Below are 24,052 nucleotides of genomic sequence, written 5' to 3'. Positions count from 1 at the left end.
GGGGGTTTGGTGGTGCCCAGGAGAGGACTCGAACCTCCACGTCCATACAGACACCAGCACCTGAAGCTGGCGCGTCTACCAATTCCGCCACCTGGGCAGGTCACGTGGCCGCGATTTACGCGCGCCAAGAGGTGCTGTCAACGCTTAACGCAGACAAATGCGCGCGGCGTTTGTGATTCCAACCTTTGCGCCTTGTCTGAGGTTCCACGTGGGGGTAAACCAAGCTATCGATCAAAGAGGCCATCTTATGTCTAAGCTTGTCACCATATTCGGCGGATCCGGTTTTGTGGGGCGCTATATAGCGCGCCGTTTGGCGAAAGAAGGTTGGCGCGTGCGTGTCGCGGTCCGTGATGTGAACACGGCCGCATTTGTGCGCCCCTACGGTGTTGTCGGCCAGGTGGAGCCCGTCTTTTGCAACATCCGCGATGATTCCAGCGTTGCTGCGGTGACGCAGGGTGTGGATGCCGTTGTGAACTGTGTTGGCGTGCTTGATGAAATCGGCAAGAACACATTTGCCGCCGTGCAGGCCGAAGGTGCCGCGCGCATTGCCCGCATCGCAGCAGAGCATGGCGTGACGCAGATGGTTCATATCTCAGCCATCGGCGCGGATGATGAGGCCGACGCCATGTATTCGCGGACCAAGGCAGACGGTGAGGCTGGCGTTCTTGCGCATATGCCTAATGCCGTCATTCTGCGCCCTTCGATTATTTTTGGCGCCGAGGATCAGTTTTTCAATCGTTTCGCGGGCATGAGCCGCTTTGGCCCAATTCTGCCTGTGATTGGTGCCGATACGAAATTCCAGCCTGTTTTTGTTGATGATGTGGCTGCTGTTGCTGCAAATGCGGCGATTGGAAAAGTGCCCGCGGGCATCTATGAATTGGGCGGTCCGGATGTGCATAGCTTGCGTGAATTGATGCAGCTGATGCTCGGCGTGATCCACCGTCGTCGGCTTATCCTGAACATGCCGTTTTGGGCGGCTCGTGCGATGGCCGCAGGGTTTGCAATTATGCGGGCTCTTTCGCTTGGTCTGATGAAAGGTCCGGTGACAAAGGATCAGGTCATCAACCTCGCCGTTGACAATGTTGTGCCAGTAGACGCCCAAGGGTTCGCGGCCCTTGGAATGCAACCCACTGCGATGGAAGCGGTTTTGCCGGATTACCTGTGGCGCTTCCGTCCGTCAGGTCAGTACGACGCGATCAAAGAATCGGCGAAGAACCTGAAAGCCTAGCTGTAGGCGATCCACAAGAGGACGCTGCCCAGCGCAAGCCGATAGATGACGTAGGGCGTGAAGCTTACTGATTTCAACAAGCGCATCATCAGCGTCAGAGCAAAAAGCGCAGCGACAAATGACATCGCCGTGACGATGCCGATGTCACGCAGGGCGCTCGGGTCTGCTGTCCCGATGAGATCAAGGCCAAGCAGTGCGGCAGAGGCGATAATCGTCGGGATCGACATCAACATCGACAACCGCGCCGCATCGCTGCGTGTGTACCCCAAAAACCGCCCTGCCGTGATTGTGATACCGGATCGCGACGTGCCGGGGATCAGCGCAACAGCTTGCCACAGTCCCATGATCACCGCGTGACGGAGGGTCCAGTTCTCTGCGACGCGTTCGACCGGTCCCTTTTGGTCGGCCCAATAAAGCACAATCCCGAAGATAATCATCGCCCATCCGATCACCGCAATCCCGCGCATTGCATCTGACAGTCCGGTGACCTTCAAGATGAAGCCGACAATCACAACAGGGATCGTGGCGATCAACAGGCAGAGTGCCAGAAACGCGCCCCTGGTGTCGACCTTCCCCCGCATCAGGCGCAAAGTGCCCGCCAACGCCTGCCGCACGTCCGTCCAGAAATACAGGATCACCGCACTCAAGGTTCCCAGATGCGCTGCCACATCAACAACCAACCCTTGATCCGCCAAATTGGACAATGACGGCAACAAGATCAGATGTGCCGACGACGAAACCGGCAAGAACTCGGTCAATCCCTGGATCAGAGCAATAAGGAGAAGGTTAAATGTAGTCATGCGGCCAGACTTTGATTCGTTTTGTTCAACCTAAACAACTGTGAAATCGGGGAAAGAGAGGATATAGGTAACATATCGGACCTAATAATTCCTGTTTGGCAGCTTTGAGGTCGCAGTGCAGTCGGAAATTCTTAGTTATAGGTCAGAAGTACTGCCTTTTCATTCCCCGAGGTCTGTTCTAAAAGATCGCTCGCTCTGAATTTTCGGGAGGATGGCGCATGGCTGGCCAGAAAATGTTGAAATTTACCCAAGTGGACCGCGAGATGCCAGAAAAGCGTCCGCCGAACCTGCGCAAAGAAGACTTTGGCGAAATCTATGCAGAGTACGCCCGCGACAAGGCCGCCGAGCAAGCCAGCCGGTGCAGCCAATGTGGCGTGCCTTATTGCCAGACCCATTGTCCGCTACATAACAACATCCCCGATTGGTTGCGTCTGACCGCTGAAGGGCGCTTGGAAGAGGCCTATGAGCTGAGCCAGGCCACCAACACCTTCCCCGAAATCTGCGGCCGTATCTGCCCGCAAGACCGCCTGTGTGAAGGCAACTGTGTGATCGAACAGTCCGGTCATGGCACTGTGACGATCGGCTCCGTCGAGAAATACATTACCGATACCGCCTTTGAAGAAGGCTGGGTCAAACCGATCCGCCCACATGCGGAGCGGTCTGAAAGCGTTGGTATCATTGGGGCCGGGCCCGGCGGTTTGGCGGCCGCTGATATGCTGCGCCGTCAAGGTGTGCAGGTGACGGTCTATGACCGATATGATCGTGGCGGCGGCTTGCTGACCTACGGCATTCCCGGATTCAAGCTTGAAAAAGACATTGTCATGCAGCGCATGGCACAGCTTGAGGATGGCGGCGTGCAGTTCGTGCTGAATTGCAACGTGGGCGATGACCTGTCTTTTGATGCGATCCGCGGAAAGCATGATGCTGTATTGATCGCGACCGGCGTCTACAAGACCCGCGATCTGCCGGACACCGATGCCGATGGTATCGTCGATGCGATTGACTACCTGACCGCCAGCAACCGCAAGAGCTTTGGGGACGACGTCCCTGATTTTGACAGCGGCGAATTGAATGCTGAAGGCAAGCGCGTTGTCGTCATCGGCGGCGGCGATACGGCGATGGACTGCGTCCGCACAGCGACCCGACAGGGCGCGCAAAGCGTGAAATGTCTTTACCGCCGTGACCGCGCCAACATGCCGGGATCTCAGCGTGAAGTTCAAAATGCCGAGGAAGAAGGTGTGGAGTTCGTATGGCTCTCGGCGCCGAATGGTTTCGAGGGTGATCCCGTCACTGGCGTAAAGGTGCAGAAAATGCGTCTCGGCGCGCCGGATGCGACCGGACGCCAGGCCCCTGAGGTAATTGCGGGTGCAGACTACATCGAAGGTACCGATATCGTCATCAAAGCGCTTGGGTTCGAGCCTGAGAACCTGCCGAAACTTTGGGGTGTCGATGGGTTGGAAGTGACCCGTTGGGGCACGATCAAGGCGGATTTTGGCACCGGCGCCACCAGTCTTGATGGTGTGTTTGCCGCCGGTGATATCGTCCGTGGTGCATCCTTGGTTGTCTGGGCGATCCGTGATGGGCGTGATTGCGCGCAGGCCATGCTCGATTACCTTGGTCAAGCGGCGCCTGTGGCGGCGGAATAATCCGCGATCCGATATATTTTCCACCCTGATATGAAAGGGACGAACATGATGAAGTCTTTGACGATACTGGCCGCACTCACACTGGCGGCCCCTGCGGTTGCCCAGCAAAGTTTTGCCGCACCGCAGGGCTGCACTGCAAAGCTGACCGTGCAGCATAAAGGCTGCATCATGATTAATGTCTGGCAGTGCGACGCCGATGATCCAGGGGATCAGTGGATTGCGTTGTTGACCCAAGCCGGTGTGTTCAGCATCCAGAAGGTCGACGATGAATTCCAGTGGCTCGAAAACTACAAGGTCACTGGCAATGAACGTCTATTGCAGCCGGCCCAGGACCCCGCTTCATTGACGGAACTCTTTGACAGCCAGATCGACACTTGGGACTTCACGCTTGAAACCGAAACCGGCGAAGAGCGTCACGTGGGCTTTGATATGCTGACCGGTGAAACGACCACGATCGACGGTGAACCCCTCCTGAACACGCAATTTCAGGGCCGCACGCTTGATGCCGACGGCAATGAGATCGAAGCGGGCTCCGGTCGTCAGTATGTCAGCGAAGCGCATCGCCTGTTCCTGTTCGGTGAAGCATGGGACGACGCGACACCCAATGACGTCATTGACCTGTCTCCCGTGGAATTCATCTATCCCGGTGAGCCGGGCTTCTTCTCAGACAGCCCGAAATTTGAATGCAACGTGATTGAATCCACTTATCGGCCCTAGATCACCTCGCCCCCTCGCCCCCTCGCGACACAAGACAGCCCACCCCACCGGGTGGCCGCGCCTTTGAAAGGAACGACGATGACAAAATTTGACCAAGCATGGGTTGCTGCAGAAAAAGCCAGGCGTCAGTGGCTGGCTGAAAACGGTCTGTATAAGGATGACGACGAACATGCGTCCTGCGGTGTTGGTCTTGTTGTCGCGATTGACGGCACCGCGTCGCGCGATGTTGTTGAAAAAGGGATCAACGCACTCAAGGCCGTTTGGCACCGTGGTGCTGTTGATGCGGACGGCAAGACAGGTGACGGCGCAGGCATTCATGTGCAAATTCCGGTTCCGTTCTTTTATGACCAGATCCAGCGGACGGGCCACGAGCCACAGCACGACAAGCTGATTGCCGTCGGTCAGATCTTCTTGCCGCGCACCGATTTCGCGGCACAAGAACAGTGTCGCACAATCGTCGAGACCGAAGTCCTGCGCATGGGCCACTATATCTATGGCTGGCGCCATGTGCCGGTGAATACGGACGTTTTGGGAGACAAAGCCAACGCCACCCGTCCCGAGATCGAACAGATCCTGATCCGCAACGAAAAGGGTCTTGATGATGAGAAATTTGAGCGTGAACTCTACATCATCCGTCGCCGGATCGAGAAGGCGGCGACTGCGGCTGGTATCGGCGGTATGTATATGTGTTCGCTGTCTTGCCGCTCCATCATCTACAAAGGCATGATGCTGGCCGAGCAGGTCGCAGAATTCTACCCTGACCTGATGGATGCACGTTTTGAAAGCGCCTTTGCGATCTATCACCAGCGTTATTCCACCAATACCTTCCCGCAGTGGTCGCTGGCCCAGCCGTTCCGCATGTTGGCGCACAACGGTGAGATCAACACGCTTAAAGGCAACGTCAACTGGATGAAAAGCCATGAAATCCGCATGGCCTCTGGCGCGTTCGGTGACAAGGCGGAGGATATCAAGCCGATTATCCCCTCAGGTACCTCTGACAGCTCTGCTTTGGATGCGGTGTTTGAGGTCCTCGTCCGCGCGGGCCGCAATGCGCCGATGGCAAAGACCATGATGGTGCCGGAAGCATGGTCAAAGCAGGCGGTTGAAATGCCCGCCGCTTGGCAAGACATGTACGGCTATTGCAACGCCGTGATGGAGCCGTGGGACGGCCCCGCCGCCCTTGCCATGACTGACGGTCGCTGGGTATGCGGCGGTCTGGACCGCAACGGCCTGCGTCCGCTGCGCTATGTCGTGACCGGCGATGGCCTGCTTGTTGCAGGGTCCGAGGTTGGCATGGTCCCCGTGGATGAAGCGACCGTTGTCGAAAAGGGCGCGCTTGGTCCCGGCCAGATGATTGCCGTCGATATGACCGAAGGCCGTTTGTACCACGATGAAGAACTCAAAGACACGCTCGCTGCGGCCCAGCCGTTTGGCGAATGGGTCGCGCGGATCACTGACCTGAGCGATATCATGCGCGACGTGCCTGAAAAAGCCCTGTTTGAAGGCGCTGAATTGCGCAAGCGTCAGGTTGCCGCCGGTTACAGCATCGAAGAGTTGGAGCAGGTACTTGCCCCTATGGCTGAGGACGGCAAGGAAATGATCGCCTCAATGGGTGATGATACGCCGTCTGCGGTTTTGTCCAAGACCTACCGCCCGCTGTCGCATTTCTTTCGGCAGAACTTTTCTCAGGTGACAAATCCGCCGATTGATTCACTTCGCGAAAGCCGCGTGATGTCACTGAAAACGCGCTTTGGTAACCTCAAGAACGTGCTGGATGAGGATTCTTCCCAAACCGCAATTTTGCTGCTCGATAGCCCGTTTGTTGCCAATGAAGAGTTCGATCAAATGGTCGGGCAATTTGGCGATAGCGTTGCGCATATCGACTGTACTTTTGAGGCCGGCCGTGGTGCGCTGAACGATGGTTTGGCCCGTATCCGCTCTGAGGCCGAAGATGCCGTGCGGTCCGGTGCCGGGCACATCGTTCTGACCGATCAGCATCAGTCCGAAGACCGTATTGCGATGCCGATGATCCTTGCGACATCTGCGGTGCATTCGGGCCTGACCGCCAAGGGTCTGCGCACCTTCTGCTCCATCAATGCACGGTCTGCGGAATGCATTGATCCGCATTATTTTGCGGTCCTCATCGGTTGTGGTGCGACGACTGTGAACGCTTATCTGGCACAGGATTCCATCGCGGACCGTCAGCGGCGTGGCCTGATTGACGGCACTTTGACCGATGCAATGAACCGTTACCGCGCGGCGATTGATGCCGGACTGTTGAAGATCATGTCCAAGATGGGGATCTCGGTCCTGTCATCCTATCGCGGTGGTCTGAACTTTGAGGCCGTGGGCCTGTCGCGTGCGATGGTCGCGGAATACTTCCCCGGCATGCACAGCCGCATTTCCGGCATCGGTACATCCGGCATTCAGACCAAAGTCGAAGAGATCCACGCGCGCGGCTGGAAAGGTGCCACCGACATGCTGCCCATTGGTGGTTTCTACAAGGCCCGCCGCTCCGGTGAAAAGCACGCGTGGGAAGCGCAGACGATGCATATGCTGCAAGCGGCCTGCAACAACGCGAGCTATGCCTTGTGGACGCAGTATTCCAAGTCGATGCAGGCAAATCCTCCGATCCATCTGCGTGATCTGTTGGCGATCAAGCCGTTGGGCACGCCTGTGCCAATCGAAGAGGTTGAAAGCATCACTGCGATCCGCAAGCGTTTCGTGACACCCGGAATGTCTTTGGGCGCGCTGAGCCCTGAGGCACACAAGACGCTGAACGTCGCAATGAACCGCATTGGTGCGAAGTCCGACAGCGGTGAGGGCGGCGAAGATCCCGCACATTTCCATCCTGAACCCAATGGCGACAACCCGTCTGCGAAGATCAAGCAGGTGGCCTCAGGTCGCTTTGGCGTCACGGCGGAATATCTGAACGCCTGTGAAGAGCTTGAGATCAAGGTCGCCCAAGGTGCAAAGCCCGGCGAGGGTGGCCAGTTGCCCGGTATGAAGGTCACTGACCTGATTGCCCGCCTGCGTCATTCGACCAAAGGCGTAACGCTGATTTCACCGCCGCCGCACCACGATATCTATTCGATCGAGGATCTCGCGCAGCTGATCTACGACCTCAAGCAGATCAACCCACGCTGCAAAGTGACGGTCAAGCTGGTGTCGTCGTCGGGTGTCGGTACAATTGCGGCTGGCGTGGCGAAGGCCAAGGCCGATGTGATCCTGATTTCCGGTCACAACGGCGGCACTGGTGCCAGCCCCGGCACGTCGATCAAATACGCCGGTTTGCCATGGGAAATGGGCCTGACCGAAGCGCATCAGGTGCTTGCGATGAACAACCTGCGTGAACGCATCACGCTGCGCACCGATGGCGGTTTACGCACCGGGCGTGACATCGTCATGGCCGCGATGATGGGTGCTGAAGAATACGGTATCGGCACTGCTGCCCTGATTGCGATGGGCTGTATCATGGTCCGTCAGTGTCAGTCGAACACCTGCCCTGTGGGTGTGTGTACACAGGACGAAGCCCTGCGCGAGAAGTTCACCGGCAATGCCGAAAAGGTAGTCAACCTGATTACGTTCTATGCAACCGAAGTGCGTGAAATCCTCGCCAGCATTGGCGCGCGGTCTTTGGACGATGTGATTGGCCGTGCTGATCTGCTGACGCAGGTGTCACGTGGGTCTGCGCATCTGGATGATCTGGACCTGAACCCGCTCCTGATCACGGTCGATGGCGCAAACAAGATCACCTATGACCGCAACAAGCCGCGCAACGCTGTCGATGACACGCTGGATGCGCAAATCGTGCAGGACGCCGCGCGTTTCTTGAATGATGGTGAGAAGATGCAGCTTGACTACGCCGTGCAGAATACGCTGCGGACAATCGGGACGCGGACATCCAGCCATATCGTCCAGCAATTCGGGATGCGCAACGCGTTGCAGCCGGATCACCTGACGGTCAAGTTGCGCGGGTCTGCGGGTCAGTCGCTGGGCGCTTTTGCGGCACCGGGACTGAAGCTGGAGGTATCAGGTGACGCCAACGACTATGTCGGCAAAGGCCTGTCCGGGGGCACGATTGTCGTGCGCCCACCTATGGTCAGCCCGCTTGAAGCATCCGAAAACACCATTATCGGCAACACGGTGCTTTATGGTGCCACCGACGGCTATCTTTTTGCAGCGGGCCGCGCGGGTGAGCGTTTTGCGGTGCGCAACTCTGGCGCGAAGGTCGTGATTGAGGGCTGCGGGACCAACGGGTGTGAATACATGACTGGCGGTGTGGCCGTGATCCTTGGCGCGATCGGGGCCAACTTCGGGGCCGGTATGACTGGCGGGATGTCCTATATCCATGATCCCAAGGGCGAGGCTGGCGAGCTGATTAACATGGAAACACTGGTGATCTGCCCTGTGACGGTGGCGCATTGGGAGGACCAGCTGAAGGGTCTGATCGAACGCCACGCCGCAGAGACAGGCAGCCGCAAAGCCGCTGATCTGTTGCAGCACTGGGATATCGAGAAAACGAATTTTGTGCAGGTTTGCCCAAAGGAAATGCTCGTGCATCTGCCACATCCGCTGAGCGTCGAGGAAACCGCGATCCCTGCGGAATAAATACCACGCCCCTGCGCCAAAATAGGTGCGGGGGCGGTCGCTCTTATTGACCTTGTTGCCTTGGGCGTGGCTTATAGTGTGTGATGGCAGAGAGCAGTACAGCGAAAAAGCGCACGGCGAAAAAGCCGGCCACCAAGAAGAAATCTGCGAAGAAACACGAGAAACTGAGCCTTGCTGCGCGGTTTCGGCGGTTTGTTCGGCGGGTGGTTCTCTGGGGTGGCTTGGCTGTGGCTTCAGTGGTTGTGATCTGGACGCTGCTTTACACCGTCATCAACCCACCCACGACACCCTACATGCGCGCTGAGGGGGTCCGCCTGCAGGGCGTGTCGCAAGACTGGGTCCCGATAGAGGAGATCGCACCGATCATGGCCCGCGCGGTTGTTGCGGCAGAAGATGCAAATTTTTGCCTGCATTGGGGGCTGGATTTGAATGCGATCCGCGACGCGGTTGATCGCGGTCGAGGCGGGGCATCCACCATATCGCAGCAGGTGGTGAAGAATGTCTTTCTCTGGCAAGGTCGCAGCTGGTCTCGCAAGGCGCTTGAGGCCGTTTGGACACCTTTGGCGGAAGCGATCTGGACCAAACGCCGGATTGTTGAGATCTACTTGAATGTGGCGGAATTTGCGGAAGGCGTATTTGGTGTCCAGGCTGCGGCACGGCATTATTTTGGTGTCGATGCCGCCAACCTGTCACCCACGCAGGCAGGGCGCCTGGCGGCGATCCTGCCGTCGCCCAAAAACCGTTCTGCCAGCAACCCCAGTTCCTTTACGCGCGCGCGCGCTCAGGCGATCCTAGGCGGGGCGGCGACCATTGCCGCTGACGGGCGTTCGGATTGCTTTGAAAGTTGAGCAGCCATTGATCCGCACGCGTCCATGGGGCATTGAGAGATAAGTTTATGAATGAGCGTCCAATGAACACTTTGTACCATTATCCGTTGTCACCGTTTTCGCGCAAAGTCCGCCTGTCATTGGGCGAAAAGAAAATCGAAGTCGCGTTGGTTGAGGAACGCTATTGGGAGAAAGACCCGGAATTTGTGCGCCGCAACCCTGCGGGCAAGGTGCCGGTCCTGAAAATGGGCGGATTGACCATGTCGGACAGCACCGCCATTTGCGAGTATCTCGAAGAGGCGCAGCCCTCGCCCGCGCTTTTGCCGCAATCGCCTGATGCGCGCTATGAGGCGCGCCGCTTGGTGGGCTGGTTTGATGATAAATTCTATCACGAGGTCACCGCCAAGCTGACGGGTGAACGTGTCTACCGCAAAGTGATGGGCACGGGTTATCCTGACAGTACGAACGTCAAAGCCGGTGCCAAGGCGATCAAATATCATCTTGATTATATGGCTGGTCTGCTGGAGGCGCGTCGTTGGCTTGCGGGCAATGAAATGACCCTTGCCGATTTCGCGGCTGCCGCGCAATTGTCATGCCTGGATTATACCAGCGATGTTGATTGGAACCGCCATGAAAGTCTCAAAGACTGGTACGCCAAGATCAAGTCCCGTCCCGCCTTCCGGTCGATTTTGGCCGATGAGGTACCCGGATTTCAGCCTGCGTCCCACTATGCTGATCTGGATTTCTAAGGGGGCCAGCCCCCGTCCCTGCGGGACACCCCCGGGATATTTGTGCTCGGAAGAAGGATGAAGGCGCGGCTTGAGGCCTACGCGATTGAGGCGGGCTTTGCATCCATGGGGATTTGTCGCCCTGACGCAGTGCCTGAATTGCCCGACCGTTTGCGCACGTTCATTGATGCTGGAATGCATGGCCAAATGGGTTGGTTGGCGGATCGTATGCATTGGCGCGCCGATCCGGCCGCTCTTTGGCCCGAGGCGAAATCGGTGATTATGCTGGCCGAAACCTATACGCCGCAGCATGACCCCATGGCAGTTTTGGCAGAACCGGACCGCGCGGCGATCAGCGTTTATGCGCAGAACAAAGACTACCATGACGTCGTGAAAAAGCGTCTCAAGAAGGTTGGCAGATGGTTGATTGAACAGGCCCCCGAAGCTGAGATCAAGGTCTTTGTGGATACTGCCCCGGTGATGGAAAAACCGCTCGCGCAGGCGGCAGGTCTGGGATGGCAGGGCAAGCACACCAATTTGCTGAGCCGCGATCTTGGGAACTGGTTCTTTCTTGGCGCGATTTTTACCACCCTCGATTTTGAGCCGGATGCACCCCAAGTCAGCCATTGCGGGTCTTGCACCGCGTGTCTCGATGTTTGTCCGACCGGTGCTTTTCCGTTGCCCTACCGTTTGGATGCCCGGCGTTGTATTTCCTATCTGACGATTGAGCATAGGGGGCCCGTTGATCCTGACTTACGTGCCCGCATGGGCAACCGGATTTATGGCTGCGATGACTGCCTTGCCGTTTGTCCGTGGAATAAATTTGCTGTGGCGGGACGTGATGCCCGCCTGGCGGCGCGTGATGATTTGATCGCCCCGCCGCTGGCGGAACTGGCGGCATTGGATGATGCGGGATTTCGCGCCCGGTTTTCAGGCTCACCGATCAAGCGCATAGGCCGGGATCGTTTCGTGAGAAATGTCGCTTATGCAATTGGCAATTCCGGTGACCCGCGCTTGATCGCGGCGGTTTCACCTTTGCTTGATGATCCCGATCCGGCAGTGGCCGATGCCGCGCATTGGGCTATGTCCCGACTGAAGGAGGATTAGCCCAATGATCCGTGTTATTGCTTTGCTCATGCTGCCCATTGCCGCCCAGGCGCAAGTTGCTCAAGGGCCTGCCAATGCTGATTTTTCCCCTGCTTTTGCCGAGCAGACCCGCGCGCCGGCGCTGCCGGCCAGCGCGATATCGGTGACGGTTTTCGCTGACGGTCTGGACCAGCCCTGGGGAATTGCGCCGCTCGGACGAGGGCAGTTTCTGGTGACAGAGCGGGCCGGCAATCTGCGGGTCCTGAACGCCGATGGCGGGATCAGCCGCCCCGTCTCAGGTCTGCCCGATGTCGCCGCGCGGGGACAGGGCGGGTTGCTGGATGTGGCCGTTTCACCACGCTTTGACAGTAATCGCACGATCTTCTGGACCTATGCGAAGTCCGTGCGTGGTGGTGTGGTCACGGCGGCTGCCCGCGGCACGTTGATGGCTGATGGTCGCCTGACCAATGTCGCCGACATTTTTGTCCAGAGTGATCCATCGCGTGGCGCGCGTCACTTTGGCAGCCGGATTATCCCGATGGACGATGGCACGGTCTGGATCACGACCGGCGATCGCGGTGCCGGTGACAGCGGAAGGTTGGTGCAGGATATCAACAGTACCCACGGCAAGGTTATTCGGGTGAATGCAGATGGTACTGTGCCTGCCGACAACCCGTTCGTAGGGCGCGACGGGGCCGATCAGGTTTGGTCATTGGGCCATCGCAACATGCAGGGGGCGGCGCTTGGGCCGGGTGGTTTGTGGACGATTGAACATGGGCCGCGAGGCGGAGATGAGCTGAACCAACCGCAGGCGGGACTGAACTATGGCTGGCCGGTGGTCAGCTACGGGATCAATTATCGGGGCTCTGATGTCGGCGATGGTGCTGCGCGTGAAGCGGGCTTTGAGGAGCCTGTCTATTACTGGGATCCGGTGATCGCGCCCGGTGGCATGATGTTTTATGATGGCACATACGCCCCCTGGCAGGGGGATTTACTGATCGGGTCGCTTAACCCCGGCGGTCTGGTGCGGCTGAAGTTTGAAAACGGTCTTGTTGTTGGGGAAGAACGCATGCTCACCGATGTCGGTCGCATTCGTGATGTTGAAGTGCTGGATGATGGCGCCGTGCTGGTTTTGCTCGACGCCGGGCAGATTTTGCGGGTGCAACCAGGCTAGGCCGCCAGTTTTCGTGCCGTTGCGAAAGACACCAGACGGCGCGATTTTTCATCCCAGAGATCAAGGCTCGCGCATTTGATGCTTTGCCCGATTGTCATGCGGCTCACCTCAACCAGTTCGTTGTGATCGCGCAGAACCTCTGTCAGGCGATAGAACGGGATCCGGCTATAGAGGTGATGCACGTGGTGAATGCCGATGTTGGCTGTGAACCAGCGCAGGATCGGTGGCAGATCGTAGTGAGAGCTGCCATGCAGCGCTGCGTCATGCAGTTGCCAGTCTTCTTTCACATCCCACTGGGTCGTCTCAAACTGGTGCTGGACGTAGAACAGCCAAACACCGATTGATGCAGCAATCAGCGTTGTCGGCAGGAAAATCAGAAACAGGGCCTGAAAGCCGCCAAAATAGACAATGATCCCCAGGATCGCCGCGATTGCAGCATTCGTACCCATCGCGCTGAGCCAGTATTTGCCGCCCGACAAGCCCAACGGAACCCGGTTTTGCAGCATGAAGATATATGTCGGGCCAAGGCCGAACATCACCAGCGGATGCCGATAAGCGCGGTAGAGCAGGCGCCCGAAACGCGTCCGTTGATGGTATTCTTCAACCGTCAGCGTCATCACGTCTCCAATGCCGCGCTGGTCAAGATCGCCCGCATGGCTGTGATGGATCGAATGCGTGCGCCGCCACACGTCATATGGCGTGAGCGTCATGACACCCAAAGCCCGCCCGACCCAGTCGGATACATTGCGGTTGCCATAAAATGACCCGTGCCCGCAATCATGCTGGATCCAAAACAACCGCAACAAGAACAGCCCATTGGCGGCGGAGATCACAAAAGCACCAAAATAACTATATTGCGCGACCCAATAGGCCAGCGCCCAAAGCACAACGAACGGGATCAGAGAGATCGCCAGTTCAAAGCTGCTGCGCCAATTGCTTGGCTCGCGGTATTTTGCCAGGATCTGGACCCAATCGCGGGGCTTCATGTTTGCGGTGGCGTGATCTGTATCTGGCATATAGCTTTTCTTACCTGCTGTTTATTTCGCATACCCTAACGCCAGCCATAAGCAAGTGAAAAGACCTTTAGTCATTTTCATTTGAGGCATAGGTTGCCGGGCAAAGGGGATCATTATGCAACCACTCCGGGGCATCGTTTTCAAAGTGTTGTCGGTTTGCATGTTCATGGGCATGGCCAGTCTGGTCAAGGCAGCCTCTGCCGATGTGCCACCCGGGCAGGCGGTGTTCTTTCGGTCGTTCTTTGCCTTGCCCATCATTCTGGGCTGGCTCGCGATCCGGCATGAACTGCGGGATGGGTGGAAAACCAGGAATCCGATGGGGCATTTCTGGCGCGGGCTGATTGGGACATCGGCGATGGGGCTTGGCTTTACAGGTCTTGGATTGCTGCCTCTGCCAGAAGTCACGGCGATTGGCTATGCGGCGCCTTTGTTGGTGGTGATCTTTGCCGCGATGTTTCTGAACGAGGACGTGCGTGCATTTCGATTGTCGGCGGTTGCGTTGGGCATGGTGGGGGTTTTAATCGTTCTGTCGCCAAGACTTTCGGTTGGTAGCGGCTTGGACACGTCTGAAACGCTCGGAGCGATTGTGGTGCTGATGGGTGCGGTTCTGGCCGCCTTGGCGCAGGTTTTTGTGCGCAAGCTGGTCGCGACAGAAGGCACGGCGGCGATCGTGTTCTGGTTCACGGTCACCTCGTCGGTGATGGCGCTGTTTACGCTGCCTTGGGGCTGGGTCATGCCACAGTGGCAGGTTGCACTGATGTTGGTAATGGCGGGGTTGCTGGGCGGGATCGGACAGATTTTGCTCACATCAAGCTACCGTTTCGCCGATGCCTCACTGGTTGCACCGTTCGACTATACGTCAATGATCCTCGCGCTGTTGATCGGCTATTTCATCTTTGATGAAGTCCCGACGACCACGATGCTGATCGGTGCAGCGATCGTGATTTTGGCGGGGGTGCTGATTATTTGGCGCGAAAGAAAGCTGGGGTTGCAGCGCGCCCAGCAACGCAAGGCGACAGGCAATATCGGCGGCTGATTACCGCGTCCCGAACCCGACCCGTTTCCAAAGGCCCTTTGCTTTTCCAACCTTGCGCGGGAACCCCGGCGCAGTGTCAGGCACGCGCAATCCAAGATCAGCGTAGAGCGCCCAGAGATAGGGCACATCATCAGGGGACAGGTGCTGGGACAGATGCGCAGGCTCCCCCCCTTCGGGATGGAGCAGCTTGCGCGGAATAGTGTAGGGCAATTCGGCCCGCGGCGTGAGGTTGATCTTTTCGTTCAGCCGGGCCACCACACGGGGGTGCGCATCGACCGGTTCCACCTTGAGCGTATGCCCGCGAAAAAACCCTGTATCCCAATTCACCAAGACAACCGCAAAAAGATTGTCCGGGCCTGGGCGCACGGAAAGCGGTTTGGGGTTTTCGAGTTGCAAGGCGGGATTGGCGCGGTAAAACGCATGGGCTGCGATAGCAAAGTCGCATTCAGGCTGGTTCAGCATCCAGTAGATCAGGCCATTATGCGCATCGCTGCGTGTTCGGCGAATGGTATCAAGCCAGAGATCTTGCGGGGCATCGCGCAAAAGACGACGCAGCTTCACCTCGCTCTCGGACACATTTGCCCGGTGTGCACGTGGCGGTGCGTTTTTGTTGTTCGATGTAATCATGCTCTTTTGGGTACAGCCAATACTAACTCACTACAGACACAGGTTGCCAAGCAAACAGGACCGAACTTTGTTGAGGTCCGCCTTGATCGCGTTTTTATTGGCACGCTATTGGAAACGCTTACCCCAAAAACCATCCCATTGATCGCCCAGACAAAACGATCAACCAAATGTGGCACGAGTTGGCGAAAGAAGCAAAGATTATGGCACGTTAGGGCCACAATTCAGGGATGGAAGATTCGATCCCGCCTGCCAAAAGGGGCGCCGAGGCGCCCCTGTATGTCTTGATCTTGGATAGGATTACGCGCGAACCAGCTTCTCGTAATCTTCTGAAATTTCGCGGGTGATTGTGCCGACCTCGAAGTTGTAGTCGCCAATTTGACCGACCGGCGTGACCTCAGCCGCGGTGCCTGTCAGCCAGCATTGCTCAAATCCTTCGAGCTCTTCGGGCATAATCACGCGCTCATGCACCTGCAGGCCCTTGTCACGCAACATGCCGATAACGGTCTGGCGGGTGATGCCGTTCAGGAAAGCATCAGCTTTCGGTGTATGCACTTCGCCGTCTTTGACGAAGAATATGTTGGCACCGGTCGCTTCGGCGACATAGCCGCGATAGTCGAACATCATCGCGTCAGAACACCCTTTGGCCTCGGCTGCGTGCTTGGACATCGTTGCAATCATGTAAAGACCAGCCGCTTTTGCCTGTGATGGTGCGGTTTCAGGGCTAGGGCGCTTCCATTTCGCGATGTCGAGCTTGGCGCCCTTCATCTTTGCGTCGCCATAATAATTGCCCCATTCCCAAACCGCGACGGCGAGATGAACAGGGTTCCTGGCGGAGGCGACGCCCATGTCTTCGCCTGCACCGCGCCATGCAACCGGACGGACGTAGGCGTCCGTCAGACCGTTGGCATCGAGCGCGGCTTGCTTGGCGGTTTCGATTTCATCAACCGTGTAGGGAATGTCAAAATCGATGAGCTGGCCGGACTTGATAAGGCGTTCGGAATGCGCACGCGATTTGAAGATCTTGCCGGAATAACACCGTTCGCCCTCAAATACGGATGACGCATAGTGCATGGCATGTGTGAGGATATGGACTTTGGCGTCGCGCCACTCGACCAACTGGCCGTCCATCCAGATTTTCCCGTCTCTATCGTCATATGCGCCAGCCATGTCAGTCTCCGTCGATATTTGCATTTGTTACGTAAGTAGGTCCGTTTCGGACATATTATTGCGTAGATTGTGGTTTTCTCTAAGCATTGATTCTTGGAATGTCAACAAAGCTGACGTATTGTCGTGGCAAGACCACGGGAGGACGAGGATGAGTGACACTGTGCCGCCGCAGACAGGCCAAAGCCTGTTGTTTTTGACGGATGAGCAGTTGCGCAAGGGTATTGAGGCGATGTTCTTTGCCTATCGCGGGTTTACCGCTGATCCTGATCGCATTCTGGCCGAGAAATCCTACGGACGGGCGCACCACCGTGCGATCCACTTTATCCACCGCAGTCCGGGCACGACGGTCAATAACCTGCTCTCGATCCTTGGCGTTACAAAACAATCGCTTAATCGTGTGTTGCGCACACTGATCGAAGACGGTTTGGTGGACAGCACCGTGGGACAGCGTGACAAGCGTGAACGCCATTTGCATCTGACGCCAGAGGGTGCGGCGTTGGAGCGTGCCTTGTCAGACGCACAACGTGATCGTATGCGCGCGGCCTATCGCGCGGCCGGGCCTGCTGCCGTTGCTGGCTTTCGTCAGGTTTTGGAGGCTATGATGAATGAAGAAGCCCGCCGCCACTATGAGGCCATGAAGGACAGACCGGAATGAACAGTGATGACGCCCACCTCCTGATTGTTGATGATGATGAGCGTATTCGCGGGCTTTTGCAGAAATTCCTGATGCGTTCGGGCTTTCTGGTCTCGACTGCGCGCGACGCGGCACATGCGCGCCGGATTTTGTCCGGGCTGGAATTTGACCTGATCGTCCTTGACGTGATGATGCCGGGTGAGGACGGGATGTCGCTTTGCCGTGACCTGCGCCAAACGATCACGACGCCAATTATGTTACTGACGGCCAAGGGCGACACCGATGATCGGATTACGGGCCTGGAGGCAGGTGCGGATGACTATCTGGCCAAGCCGTTTGAGCCCAAGGAATTGCTGTTGCGTATCAACGCCATCCTGCGCCGCGTTCCTGCGACTGAGCCTGCTGTGGTCTTGCCCAAGGTCCTGAATATGGGGCCGGTGCGCTATGACATCGCGCGCGGCGAGATGTGGCAGGGCGAAGAGCTGGTGCGTTTGACAGCGACCGAAAGCCAATTGATGCGGATCTTCTCTGGTTGCCCCGGCGAGGCAGTGACCCGGGCGCGATTGGTTGAAGAACTCAGCCGCTCTGGCGGGCAAACGCAGGAACGTGCGGTGGATGTGCAGATCACCCGTTTACGCCGCAAGATTGAGGTTGATCCCAAGCAACCCCGTTATTTGCAGACTGTTCGTGGCGCCGGGTATATGTTGGCGCCTGAGTAAAGCGCTGCGCGCTGACTTTTGTGCCTCCGGCGGGGATATTTATGCTCCGAAGAAGGTTGTGGTGCGACGCTGAAACGGGTTCATTGACCTCATGACAACTGCTTTGATTACCCATGAAGATTGCTTTGACCACGTGACCCCGCCCGGTCATCCGGAGCAAGTGGCCCGCCTTGATGCTGTTTTGAATGCCCTTGAGGGGATGGATTTGCAGCGTGTGAAAGCCCCTTTGGTGGCGGCGGATGATTTGCTGCGCGCCCATCCCAAAGCGCATATTGATGCAATCACTGCGGCTGCTCCGGAAGCTGGCTGGCGGTCGTTGGATGCCGATACGCATATGTCGCCCGGCACGTTGACTGCGGCCTACCGTGCTGCCGGTGCGGTCGTGCGCGCTGTGGATATGGTTCTGGGTGGTGAAGTCAGCAATGCGTTTGCAGCTGTGCGCCCACCCGGTCACCATGCAGAGCGCCAGACCGCGATGGGCTTTTGTTTCTTTGGGTCCGTCGTTGTTGGTGCCAAGCACGCATTGGACCATTTCGGGTTGGACCGCGTCGCGATTGTCGATTTCGATGTGCATCACGGCAATGGTACGCAAGACCTGGTGGAGGACGACCCGCGCATCCTGTTCTGTTCCACCCATCAGTCACCGCTCTATCCCGGTACGGGTGCTGCCCATGAAGTGGGCGTTGACAATGTCTTGAACGTCCCCTTGCCTGAGGGGACGGGCAGCAAATCATTTCGCGATGTGTATGACCGAATTATACTACCCCGGCTTGATGCGTTTTCCCCGCAAATGATTATCATCTCCGCTGGGTTTGACGCCCATGAGGCTGATCCACTTGCAGGTATGAACCTGACCACGGAGGACTTTGCCTGGGTCACCGCCCGCTTGTGTGATTTGGCCGATCAGCATTGTCAGGGTCGGCTGGTATCGAGCCTTGAAGGGGGGTATGACTTGACCGCACTTGGCGCCTCTGCGGCGGCCCATGTACACGTATTGGAGGAAAGAGGCCGATGACTGACGTAAAGAAGATGAGTTTTGAAGACGCGATCAAAGAGTTGGAAACTGTCGTTGGTCAGTTGGAGCGCGGTGATGTCGCTTTGGACGATAGCATTGCCCTCTATGAACGGGGTGCGGCCTTGAAAGCCCGTTGCGAAGCCAAGTTGAAGGAAGCCGAAGAGAAGGTGGCCAAGATTACTTTGGGTGAGGGTGGTGCGCCCAAGGGTACGGCGCCTTTGGATGGCTGACGCGGGCGGCAAGACCCTGACTGTGCCGCAGCGCCGACCGTTGAAGGATGCATTGGCATATGCGGGCCGCGTTGCCGAAGCGCGGATCGGGTTTGCGCTTTCGGGGTTGGAAGGCGATGTGCCTGAGGCGATGCTCTATGCCGTCGCTGGTGGCAAGGCCTTGCGTGCATTCCTGGTTCTGGAAACCGCGCGCCTCCATAAGATCGATCCTGTTGCTGTCGCCGGTGCTGCTGCCGCGATTGAATGCATCCACGCCTATTCTTTGGCGCATGATGATATGCCATGTATGGATGATGATGCATTGCGCCGTGGCCAGCCGACCGTGCACAAGAAGTGGGACGAGGCGACCGCCGTGCTTGCTGGCGATGGTTTGCAGGCGCTGGCCTTTGAATTGCTGGCGCAGGCAGAATGTCCGCTGCGCCCCAAGCTGAACTTGGTCATAACCCTTGCCAATGCAGCAGGCGTGCGCGGCATGGTCGGCGGGCAGGCGGCTGATATGGCCGCAGAGACCGCGAAAGAACCGCTTAGTCTGGATCAGATCATTGCCCTTCAGGCTGGCAAGACTGGTGCGCTGATTTCCTGGTCGGCGCTTGTTGGCCCACGCATGGCCGAAGCAGAGCGCGAACCGCTGACGACATACGGCAATGCATTGGGTCTTGCCTTTCAGATTGCCGATGATGTGCTTGACGTGACAGGCGATGCGTCGGTCGTCGGCAAGGCCGTTGGCAAGGATCACGCGGCTGGCAAGGCCACTTTTGTTTCCCTTTTGGGGCTGGATGGGGCGAAAAACCGCGCAGCGTCACTGGTGGAGGAGGCCTGCGATGCGCTATCTCCCTACGGCGATGATGCCGAGACATTGAAAGAAGCTGCGCGTTTTGTCATTGCGCGGACACATTAAGAAGGGTCGACCATGTCAGACCAACCCCATACGCCGACCCTTGACCGCGTGACCACGCCTGATGATATGAAATTCATGTCTGATGCGGAGCTGAGCCAGCTCGCGCATGAATTGCGGGCTGAGACGATCGCGGCCGTGTCCAAGACCGGTGGCCATTTGGGGGCCGGTCTTGGCGTGGTGGAAATGACCGTTGCCTTGCACGCCGTCTTTGATGCGCCCAAGGACAAGATCATCTGGGATGTCTCGCACCAGTGTTACCCGCACAAGATTTTGACCGGTCGGCGTGACCGTATCCGCACGCTGCGTATGGAAGGCGGGTTGAGTGGTTTTACCAAACGCTCTGAAAGCCCCTATGATCCGTTTGGGGCGGCGCATTCAAGCACCTCAATATCGGCAGCGCTGGGCTTTGCGGTGGCCCGTGATTTGGGGGGTGAAGGTGGCGACGCGATTGCCGTGATCGGGGATGGCGCGATGTCTGCGGGCATGGCGTATGAGGCGATGAATAACGCGGGCCATCTGGGCAAGCGGCTGATCGTGATCCTGAACGACAATGAAATGTCGATTGCCCCGCCAACCGGTGCGATGTCCACCTATCTGTCCCGTCTTTATGCGGGGGAGCCATTTCAGGAATTCAAAGCCGCCGCCAAAGGTGCCGTGTCGCTTTTGCCGGAACCCTTCCGCGAAGGCGCCAAGCGCGCCAAAGATGTTCTCAAGCATATGACGGTCGGCGGGACGCTTTTCGAAGAGCTTGGATTTTCCTATCTCGGCCCGATTGACGGGCATGACATGGCGCAGCTGCTTTCGGTCCTGCGCACTGTCAAGACGCGTGCGGACGGTCCGATTTTAATTCATGCGATTACGAAGAAGGGCAAGGGATACGGCCCGGCTGAAACCGCCAGTGACAAGGGCCATGCGACTGCGAAGTTTGATGTCATCACAGGCGAGCAGAAAAAAGCACCGAGCAATGCGCCGTCTTATACCTCTGTGTTTTCTGAGACTCTTTGCACGCTGGCCGCTGCGGACAGCAAGATTTGTGCCGTAACCGCCGCGATGCCCGACGGCACTGGTCTGGCGAAATTCATGCAGCGTTATACCAGCCGTTGCTTTGATGTGGGCATCGCAGAGCAACATGCCGTGACCTTTAGCGCGGGGCTTGCGGCGGGGGGGATGCGACCGTTCTGCGCGCTATACTCGACGTTTTTGCAGCGCGGCTACGATCAGGTTGTGCATGACGTGGCAATCCAGCGCCTGCCTGTTCGATTTGCGATTGACCGCGCGGGGCTGGTAGGTGCTGACGGGGCGACCCATGCGGGGTCTTTCGATATCGGATTTTTGGCCAACCTGCCCGGCTTCGTGGTGATGGCCGCTGCCGATGAGGCAGAACTGGTGTGCATGGTCGCCACCGCTGCCGCCTATGATGAGGGTCCGATTGCTTTCCGCTTCCCGCGCGGTGAAGGCGTTGGTGTTGAGATGCCGGAAAACCCCGAATTGCTGGAAATCGGCAAAGGTCGGATGATCCGCGAAGGCGCACAGGTGGCCATTTTATCGTTTGGCACGCGCTTGCAAGAAGTCACAAAGGCTTGTGAGGCGCTGGCGGCGAAGGGCATCCGGCCAACTGTTGCTGATGCTCGTTTTGCCAAGCCGCTGGATCGCGACATGATCCTGAAATTGGCCGCAGACCACGATGCGCTTATCACTGTTGAGGAGGGCGCTGTCGGCGGCTTTGGTTCGCATGTGGCCCAGCTTCTGTCAGATGAAGGCGTTTTCGATCAGGGGCTGAAGTTCCGGTCGATGGTGTTGCCGGATACGTTCATCGATCAGGCAAGCCCGCAGGCGATGTACGATGCGGCGGGCATGAATGCCGAACATATTGAGGCGAAGGTGCTGGAGGTGATGGGTGTTGCGACGCTGGAAAAGCGGGCCTAGTACGCGCAATCCCGCGCGCACCTTGTGGCTGCCCCCGATATCTAATTTGAGATATGGTTCTTGGGTGCTTCAAGGACTTTGATATGGACGGATTGTGCCGCATCGGCACGTGAAGAGACCGCTACGTGGCAATGCTTGGCGTTGCCAATCGATTGTGCGCAAATCATGCGCAAAAAGTGAGCCCTTGATGACAGTTAACCCGCGTTTGATCTTTCGTTGGACAGCCTTTCTCCTTGCTGCCGGCTATTGCATTCGCACGGTGATTTTCGGGGGCTGGGATCAATTTGCAGGCCCGTTCCGCTTCTTGACGATCTGGGCGCTGTTTTTCAGCTTCTTTGCGTTCAGCCGCATGATGGCCATCGAAGAAGGCCGGTCGGAGAGGCGCTGGGATGGTCTTGTCAGCATGACGGCCGTGGTGAACACGATGGTCGTGATCTTGTACTGGCGGCTTTACCTCGCCGACCCGTTTTCTGTGAACGACGATGGCGCATTGTCCGCTTGGCATCTTGAGATCTATTTGCATCTATTCGGACCGCTCTTGCAGGTCGTCGATGCCGTCTTCGTTCACCGCAGCTTCCGAAGTCTGGGGCGTGCTGCGCTTTGGCTGGTTGGTGTGATTGGCGCGTATATTGCCTGGGGGGAATTTGTTTTACAGCCTCTGGGTACCAGCCCTTCCGGGTCAATCACCAGCGGCTTGCCCTATCCGTTCCTGAATAATCTGGAATTGGCAGAGCGTATCACGGTCTACGGCACCTACTTTGGCGCGGCACTTTTCATCTTGCTGGTCTATGCGGCGATTGCCTGGGGTGTCAGGCACCGATTTCCTGCGCCAGTAGCGCCCTGAGCCCGCTCCGATAATCGGGATACAGCAATTCAATCCCCAGTTCATCCTTGATCCGGTCGTTGCGTACCTTCTTGCTCTCCGCATAAAAGCTGCGCGCCATTGGGGACATATCCGCGGTTTCAAAATCGACGGCTTCCGGGATCGGCAACCCCAATAGTTCTGCGGCATAGGCAATCACGTCCTCAGGAGGCGCAGGGTCATTGTCGCAAACGTTATAGGCTGCGCCGGGGTTGGGCTTGTCGATCGAGGCGGCAAGGATACGCGCGATGTCGGCCACATGGGTACGGCTAAAAACCTGACCCCTTTTGATAATGCGGCGTGCCGTGCCATTGCGGACCTTTGAAAATGGCCCCCGACCGGGGCCGTAAATGCCCGCCAGTCGGAATATATGCAGCGGCAGGCCATCAATACTGGCCCAGTCCGCTTCGGCCTTCACCCGCGCGATGCCGCGGCTTGTGCTGGGCGTCAGAGGCGTGTTTTCATCAACCCAACCCCCCTGATGGTCGCCGTAAACGCCGGTCGTGGACAGGTATCCGACCCACGTAAACTGGTCCGCGCGTTTCGCAATCTGCGCGCGTAGTTCGGCCAGAACCGGATCGCCGGCATCGTCCGGTGATGCAGAGATCAGAAGATGCGTCGCCGCATTGAGTGCCGGGATCATGTCCGCACCCGGCCAGATGCGCGGCTCTACCCCCTCATTCATCAGACGTGGCGCTTTGTCCTCTGACCGTGTGGTCCCGATGATCCGCCAATCCTGCGGTAACAGAATGCGGGACAATGCACGTGCGCTGTAACCGTGCCCGAATGAAAGGAGTGTCTGCGTCATGGCCATCTTGTTGGCGGAATACATAGTGCCACGCAAGCCCTTGTCCGTTTTGTGGCGGTCGGGTGCCTTCGGCGAGGATATTTCCGGCCAAAAGAAGCAATGAATTGTTAACCACAAAGTGGCAACTTGGTTTGTGTGGTACAGGCGGGGACGCCGATGGCCATGCCGGAAGAAGCCCCTTTTTGTCCGTTGTGGCGAAAAGGGGTGACCTTCTTTTGGCCGGAAATATCCTCGCCGAAGGCATCGAACCTTTGTTGGACCGACAGTTGGATCAGGTCGCCATGCCAAAGGTGCTTG

General features: G+C 57.6%; 21 protein-coding genes and 1 tRNA gene. 16 read left to right on the top strand and 6 right to left on the bottom strand.

From position 1 onward, the window contains the following. Window positions 1-10 precede the first annotated feature (10 nt). Window positions 11-97 (bottom strand) — tRNA-Leu (locus ACFDSS_RS02115). A gap of 150 nt (window positions 98-247) precedes the next feature. On the opposite strand from ACFDSS_RS02115, the gene ACFDSS_RS02110 reads away from it, so the two are divergent. After that, window positions 248-1,228 carry a complex I NDUFA9 subunit family protein gene (locus tag ACFDSS_RS02110; RefSeq protein WP_375254103.1) on the top strand — a complete coding sequence of 327 codons (981 nt, stop codon included), beginning with the start codon at window positions 248-250 and terminating at the stop codon, window positions 1,226-1,228. Here ACFDSS_RS02110 and ACFDSS_RS02105 read toward each other — a convergent pair. Further along, window positions 1,225-2,028, bottom strand: a complete 804-nt coding sequence (locus tag ACFDSS_RS02105; protein WP_375254102.1) for an undecaprenyl-diphosphate phosphatase — start codon at window positions 2,026-2,028, stop codon at window positions 1,225-1,227. The two genes, ACFDSS_RS02110 and ACFDSS_RS02105, sit on opposite strands and share 4 nt — an antisense overlap. Before the next feature lie 218 nt (window positions 2,029-2,246). Here ACFDSS_RS02105 and ACFDSS_RS02100 point away from each other — a divergent pair, with 218 nt between their 5' ends. The 7 genes from ACFDSS_RS02100 (at window position 2,247) to ACFDSS_RS02070 (ending at window position 12,817) form a co-directional block, all read left to right on the top strand. Then, window positions 2,247-3,674: an NAD(P)-dependent oxidoreductase gene (locus ACFDSS_RS02100; protein ID WP_375254101.1), complete on the top strand. Its 1,428-nt coding sequence runs from the start codon at window positions 2,247-2,249 to the stop codon at window positions 3,672-3,674. Between the two features lie 45 nt (window positions 3,675-3,719). Then, a complete protein-coding gene (locus tag ACFDSS_RS02095) occupies window positions 3,720-4,391 on the top strand; it encodes a hypothetical protein (RefSeq protein ID WP_375254100.1) in 672 nt (223 codons plus the stop codon). Between the two features lie 78 nt (window positions 4,392-4,469). Further along, complete coding sequence (gene gltB / locus ACFDSS_RS02090; protein WP_375254099.1) at window positions 4,470-9,002, top strand: glutamate synthase large subunit; 4,533 nt, start codon at window positions 4,470-4,472, stop codon at window positions 9,000-9,002. An 83-nt stretch (window positions 9,003-9,085) separates the two neighbouring features. Continuing rightward, entirely contained in the window at window positions 9,086-9,850 is a 765-nt protein-coding gene (mtgA, locus tag ACFDSS_RS02085; RefSeq protein ID WP_375254098.1) for a monofunctional biosynthetic peptidoglycan transglycosylase, read from the top strand. Between the two features lie 62 nt (window positions 9,851-9,912). Then, window positions 9,913-10,578, top strand: a complete 666-nt coding sequence (locus tag ACFDSS_RS02080) for a glutathione S-transferase family protein (RefSeq protein ID WP_375254097.1) — start codon at window positions 9,913-9,915, stop codon at window positions 10,576-10,578. Window positions 10,579-10,635: 57 nt separating this feature from the next. Then, window positions 10,636-11,664, top strand: coding sequence for a tRNA epoxyqueuosine(34) reductase QueG (gene queG / locus ACFDSS_RS02075; protein WP_375254096.1), 1,029 nt, complete (start codon window positions 10,636-10,638; stop codon window positions 11,662-11,664). A gap of 4 nt (window positions 11,665-11,668) precedes the next feature. Beyond that, on the top strand, window positions 11,669-12,817 hold the full coding sequence (locus tag ACFDSS_RS02070; RefSeq protein WP_375254095.1) for a PQQ-dependent sugar dehydrogenase: 1,149 nt from the start codon (window positions 11,669-11,671) through the stop codon (window positions 12,815-12,817). Here ACFDSS_RS02070 and ACFDSS_RS02065 read toward each other — a convergent pair. Continuing rightward, window positions 12,814-13,833: a fatty acid desaturase gene (locus ACFDSS_RS02065; protein ID WP_375254094.1), complete on the bottom strand. Its 1,020-nt coding sequence runs from the start codon at window positions 13,831-13,833 to the stop codon at window positions 12,814-12,816. The genes ACFDSS_RS02070 and ACFDSS_RS02065 overlap by 4 nt on opposite strands. Window positions 13,834-13,948: 115 nt before the next feature. Between ACFDSS_RS02065 and ACFDSS_RS02060 the strand changes: the two genes are divergently transcribed. Further along, a complete protein-coding gene (locus tag ACFDSS_RS02060; RefSeq protein WP_375254093.1) occupies window positions 13,949-14,869 on the top strand; it encodes a DMT family transporter in 921 nt (306 codons plus the stop codon). On the opposite strand, the gene ACFDSS_RS02055 is transcribed toward ACFDSS_RS02060, so the two are convergent. Continuing rightward, window positions 14,870-15,496, bottom strand: coding sequence for a hypothetical protein (locus ACFDSS_RS02055; RefSeq protein WP_375254092.1), 627 nt, complete (start codon window positions 15,494-15,496; stop codon window positions 14,870-14,872). 297 nt (window positions 15,497-15,793) lie between these two features. After that, window positions 15,794-16,663 carry a branched-chain amino acid aminotransferase gene (locus ACFDSS_RS02050; protein WP_375254091.1) on the bottom strand — a complete coding sequence of 290 codons (870 nt, stop codon included), beginning with the start codon at window positions 16,661-16,663 and terminating at the stop codon, window positions 15,794-15,796. A 148-nt stretch (window positions 16,664-16,811) separates the two neighbouring features. Between ACFDSS_RS02050 and ACFDSS_RS02045 the strand changes: the two genes are divergently transcribed. The 7 genes from ACFDSS_RS02045 (at window position 16,812) to ACFDSS_RS02015 (ending at window position 22,929) form a co-directional block, all read left to right on the top strand. Next, the gene (locus ACFDSS_RS02045) at window positions 16,812-17,318 is read left to right on the top strand and encodes a MarR family winged helix-turn-helix transcriptional regulator (protein WP_375254090.1); all 507 of its coding nucleotides are present in this window, start codon (window positions 16,812-16,814) and stop codon (window positions 17,316-17,318) included. After that, a complete protein-coding gene (locus tag ACFDSS_RS02040; RefSeq protein ID WP_375254089.1) occupies window positions 17,315-18,016 on the top strand; it encodes a response regulator in 702 nt (233 codons plus the stop codon). The genes ACFDSS_RS02045 and ACFDSS_RS02040 overlap by 4 nt, the downstream gene beginning before the upstream one ends. Before the next feature lie 91 nt (window positions 18,017-18,107). Beyond that, window positions 18,108-19,031, top strand: coding sequence for a histone deacetylase family protein (locus tag ACFDSS_RS02035; protein WP_375254088.1), 924 nt, complete (start codon window positions 18,108-18,110; stop codon window positions 19,029-19,031). After that, entirely contained in the window at window positions 19,028-19,261 is a 234-nt protein-coding gene (locus ACFDSS_RS02030) for an exodeoxyribonuclease VII small subunit (RefSeq protein ID WP_375254087.1), read from the top strand. Before ACFDSS_RS02035 ends, ACFDSS_RS02030 begins: the two co-directional genes overlap by 4 nt. Next, on the top strand, window positions 19,254-20,159 hold the full coding sequence (locus tag ACFDSS_RS02025; protein WP_375254086.1) for a polyprenyl synthetase family protein: 906 nt from the start codon (window positions 19,254-19,256) through the stop codon (window positions 20,157-20,159). The genes ACFDSS_RS02030 and ACFDSS_RS02025 overlap by 8 nt, the downstream gene beginning before the upstream one ends. A gap of 12 nt (window positions 20,160-20,171) precedes the next feature. After that, window positions 20,172-22,085, top strand: coding sequence for a 1-deoxy-D-xylulose-5-phosphate synthase (gene dxs / locus ACFDSS_RS02020; RefSeq protein ID WP_375254085.1), 1,914 nt, complete (start codon window positions 20,172-20,174; stop codon window positions 22,083-22,085). 187 nt (window positions 22,086-22,272) lie between these two features. Beyond that, complete coding sequence (locus ACFDSS_RS02015; RefSeq protein ID WP_375254084.1) at window positions 22,273-22,929, top strand: hypothetical protein; 657 nt, start codon at window positions 22,273-22,275, stop codon at window positions 22,927-22,929. Here the strand turns inward: ACFDSS_RS02015 and ACFDSS_RS02010 are convergent. Beyond that, on the bottom strand, window positions 22,895-23,755 hold the full coding sequence (locus ACFDSS_RS02010; RefSeq protein ID WP_375254083.1) for an SDR family oxidoreductase: 861 nt from the start codon (window positions 23,753-23,755) through the stop codon (window positions 22,895-22,897). The genes ACFDSS_RS02015 and ACFDSS_RS02010 overlap by 35 nt on opposite strands. Between the last annotated feature and the right edge of the window lie 297 nt (window positions 23,756-24,052).

Source organism: Yoonia sp., from assembly GCF_042093035.1.
In the GTDB taxonomy this organism is placed as follows: Bacteria; Pseudomonadota; Alphaproteobacteria; order Rhodobacterales; family Rhodobacteraceae; genus Yoonia.
The sequence above is the reverse complement of the archived record's forward strand: the minus strand, read 5'-3'. Positions and strand labels throughout refer to the sequence as shown.

What these genes read in the sequence shown, in the direction of transcription:
- ACFDSS_RS02110 (WP_375254103.1), top strand. Translation starts at nt 248, where the DNA reads ATGTCTAAGCTTGTCACCATATTCGGCGGATCCGGTTTTGTGGGGCGC.
- ACFDSS_RS02105 (WP_375254102.1), bottom strand. Translation starts at nt 2,028, where the DNA reads ATGACTACATTTAACCTTCTCCTTATTGCTCTGATCCAGGGATTGACC.
- ACFDSS_RS02100 (WP_375254101.1), top strand. Translation starts at nt 2,247, where the DNA reads ATGGCTGGCCAGAAAATGTTGAAATTTACCCAAGTGGACCGCGAGATG.
- ACFDSS_RS02095 (WP_375254100.1), top strand. Translation starts at nt 3,720, where the DNA reads ATGATGAAGTCTTTGACGATACTGGCCGCACTCACACTGGCGGCCCCT.
- gltB (WP_375254099.1), top strand. Translation starts at nt 4,470, where the DNA reads ATGACAAAATTTGACCAAGCATGGGTTGCTGCAGAAAAAGCCAGGCGT.
- mtgA (WP_375254098.1), top strand. Translation starts at nt 9,086, where the DNA reads ATGGCAGAGAGCAGTACAGCGAAAAAGCGCACGGCGAAAAAGCCGGCC.
- ACFDSS_RS02080 (WP_375254097.1), top strand. Translation starts at nt 9,913, where the DNA reads ATGAACACTTTGTACCATTATCCGTTGTCACCGTTTTCGCGCAAAGTC.
- queG (WP_375254096.1), top strand. Translation starts at nt 10,636, where the DNA reads ATGAAGGCGCGGCTTGAGGCCTACGCGATTGAGGCGGGCTTTGCATCC.
- ACFDSS_RS02070 (WP_375254095.1), top strand. Translation starts at nt 11,669, where the DNA reads ATGATCCGTGTTATTGCTTTGCTCATGCTGCCCATTGCCGCCCAGGCG.
- ACFDSS_RS02065 (WP_375254094.1), bottom strand. Translation starts at nt 13,833, where the DNA reads ATGCCAGATACAGATCACGCCACCGCAAACATGAAGCCCCGCGATTGG.
- ACFDSS_RS02060 (WP_375254093.1), top strand. Translation starts at nt 13,949, where the DNA reads ATGCAACCACTCCGGGGCATCGTTTTCAAAGTGTTGTCGGTTTGCATG.
- ACFDSS_RS02055 (WP_375254092.1), bottom strand. Translation starts at nt 15,496, where the DNA reads ATGATTACATCGAACAACAAAAACGCACCGCCACGTGCACACCGGGCA.
- ACFDSS_RS02050 (WP_375254091.1), bottom strand. Translation starts at nt 16,663, where the DNA reads ATGGCTGGCGCATATGACGATAGAGACGGGAAAATCTGGATGGACGGC.
- ACFDSS_RS02045 (WP_375254090.1), top strand. Translation starts at nt 16,812, where the DNA reads ATGAGTGACACTGTGCCGCCGCAGACAGGCCAAAGCCTGTTGTTTTTG.
- ACFDSS_RS02040 (WP_375254089.1), top strand. Translation starts at nt 17,315, where the DNA reads ATGAACAGTGATGACGCCCACCTCCTGATTGTTGATGATGATGAGCGT.
- ACFDSS_RS02035 (WP_375254088.1), top strand. Translation starts at nt 18,108, where the DNA reads ATGACAACTGCTTTGATTACCCATGAAGATTGCTTTGACCACGTGACC.
- ACFDSS_RS02030 (WP_375254087.1), top strand. Translation starts at nt 19,028, where the DNA reads ATGACTGACGTAAAGAAGATGAGTTTTGAAGACGCGATCAAAGAGTTG.
- ACFDSS_RS02025 (WP_375254086.1), top strand. Translation starts at nt 19,254, where the DNA reads ATGGCTGACGCGGGCGGCAAGACCCTGACTGTGCCGCAGCGCCGACCG.
- dxs (WP_375254085.1), top strand. Translation starts at nt 20,172, where the DNA reads ATGTCAGACCAACCCCATACGCCGACCCTTGACCGCGTGACCACGCCT.
- ACFDSS_RS02015 (WP_375254084.1), top strand. Translation starts at nt 22,273, where the DNA reads ATGACAGTTAACCCGCGTTTGATCTTTCGTTGGACAGCCTTTCTCCTT.
- ACFDSS_RS02010 (WP_375254083.1), bottom strand. Translation starts at nt 23,755, where the DNA reads ATGACGCAGACACTCCTTTCATTCGGGCACGGTTACAGCGCACGTGCA.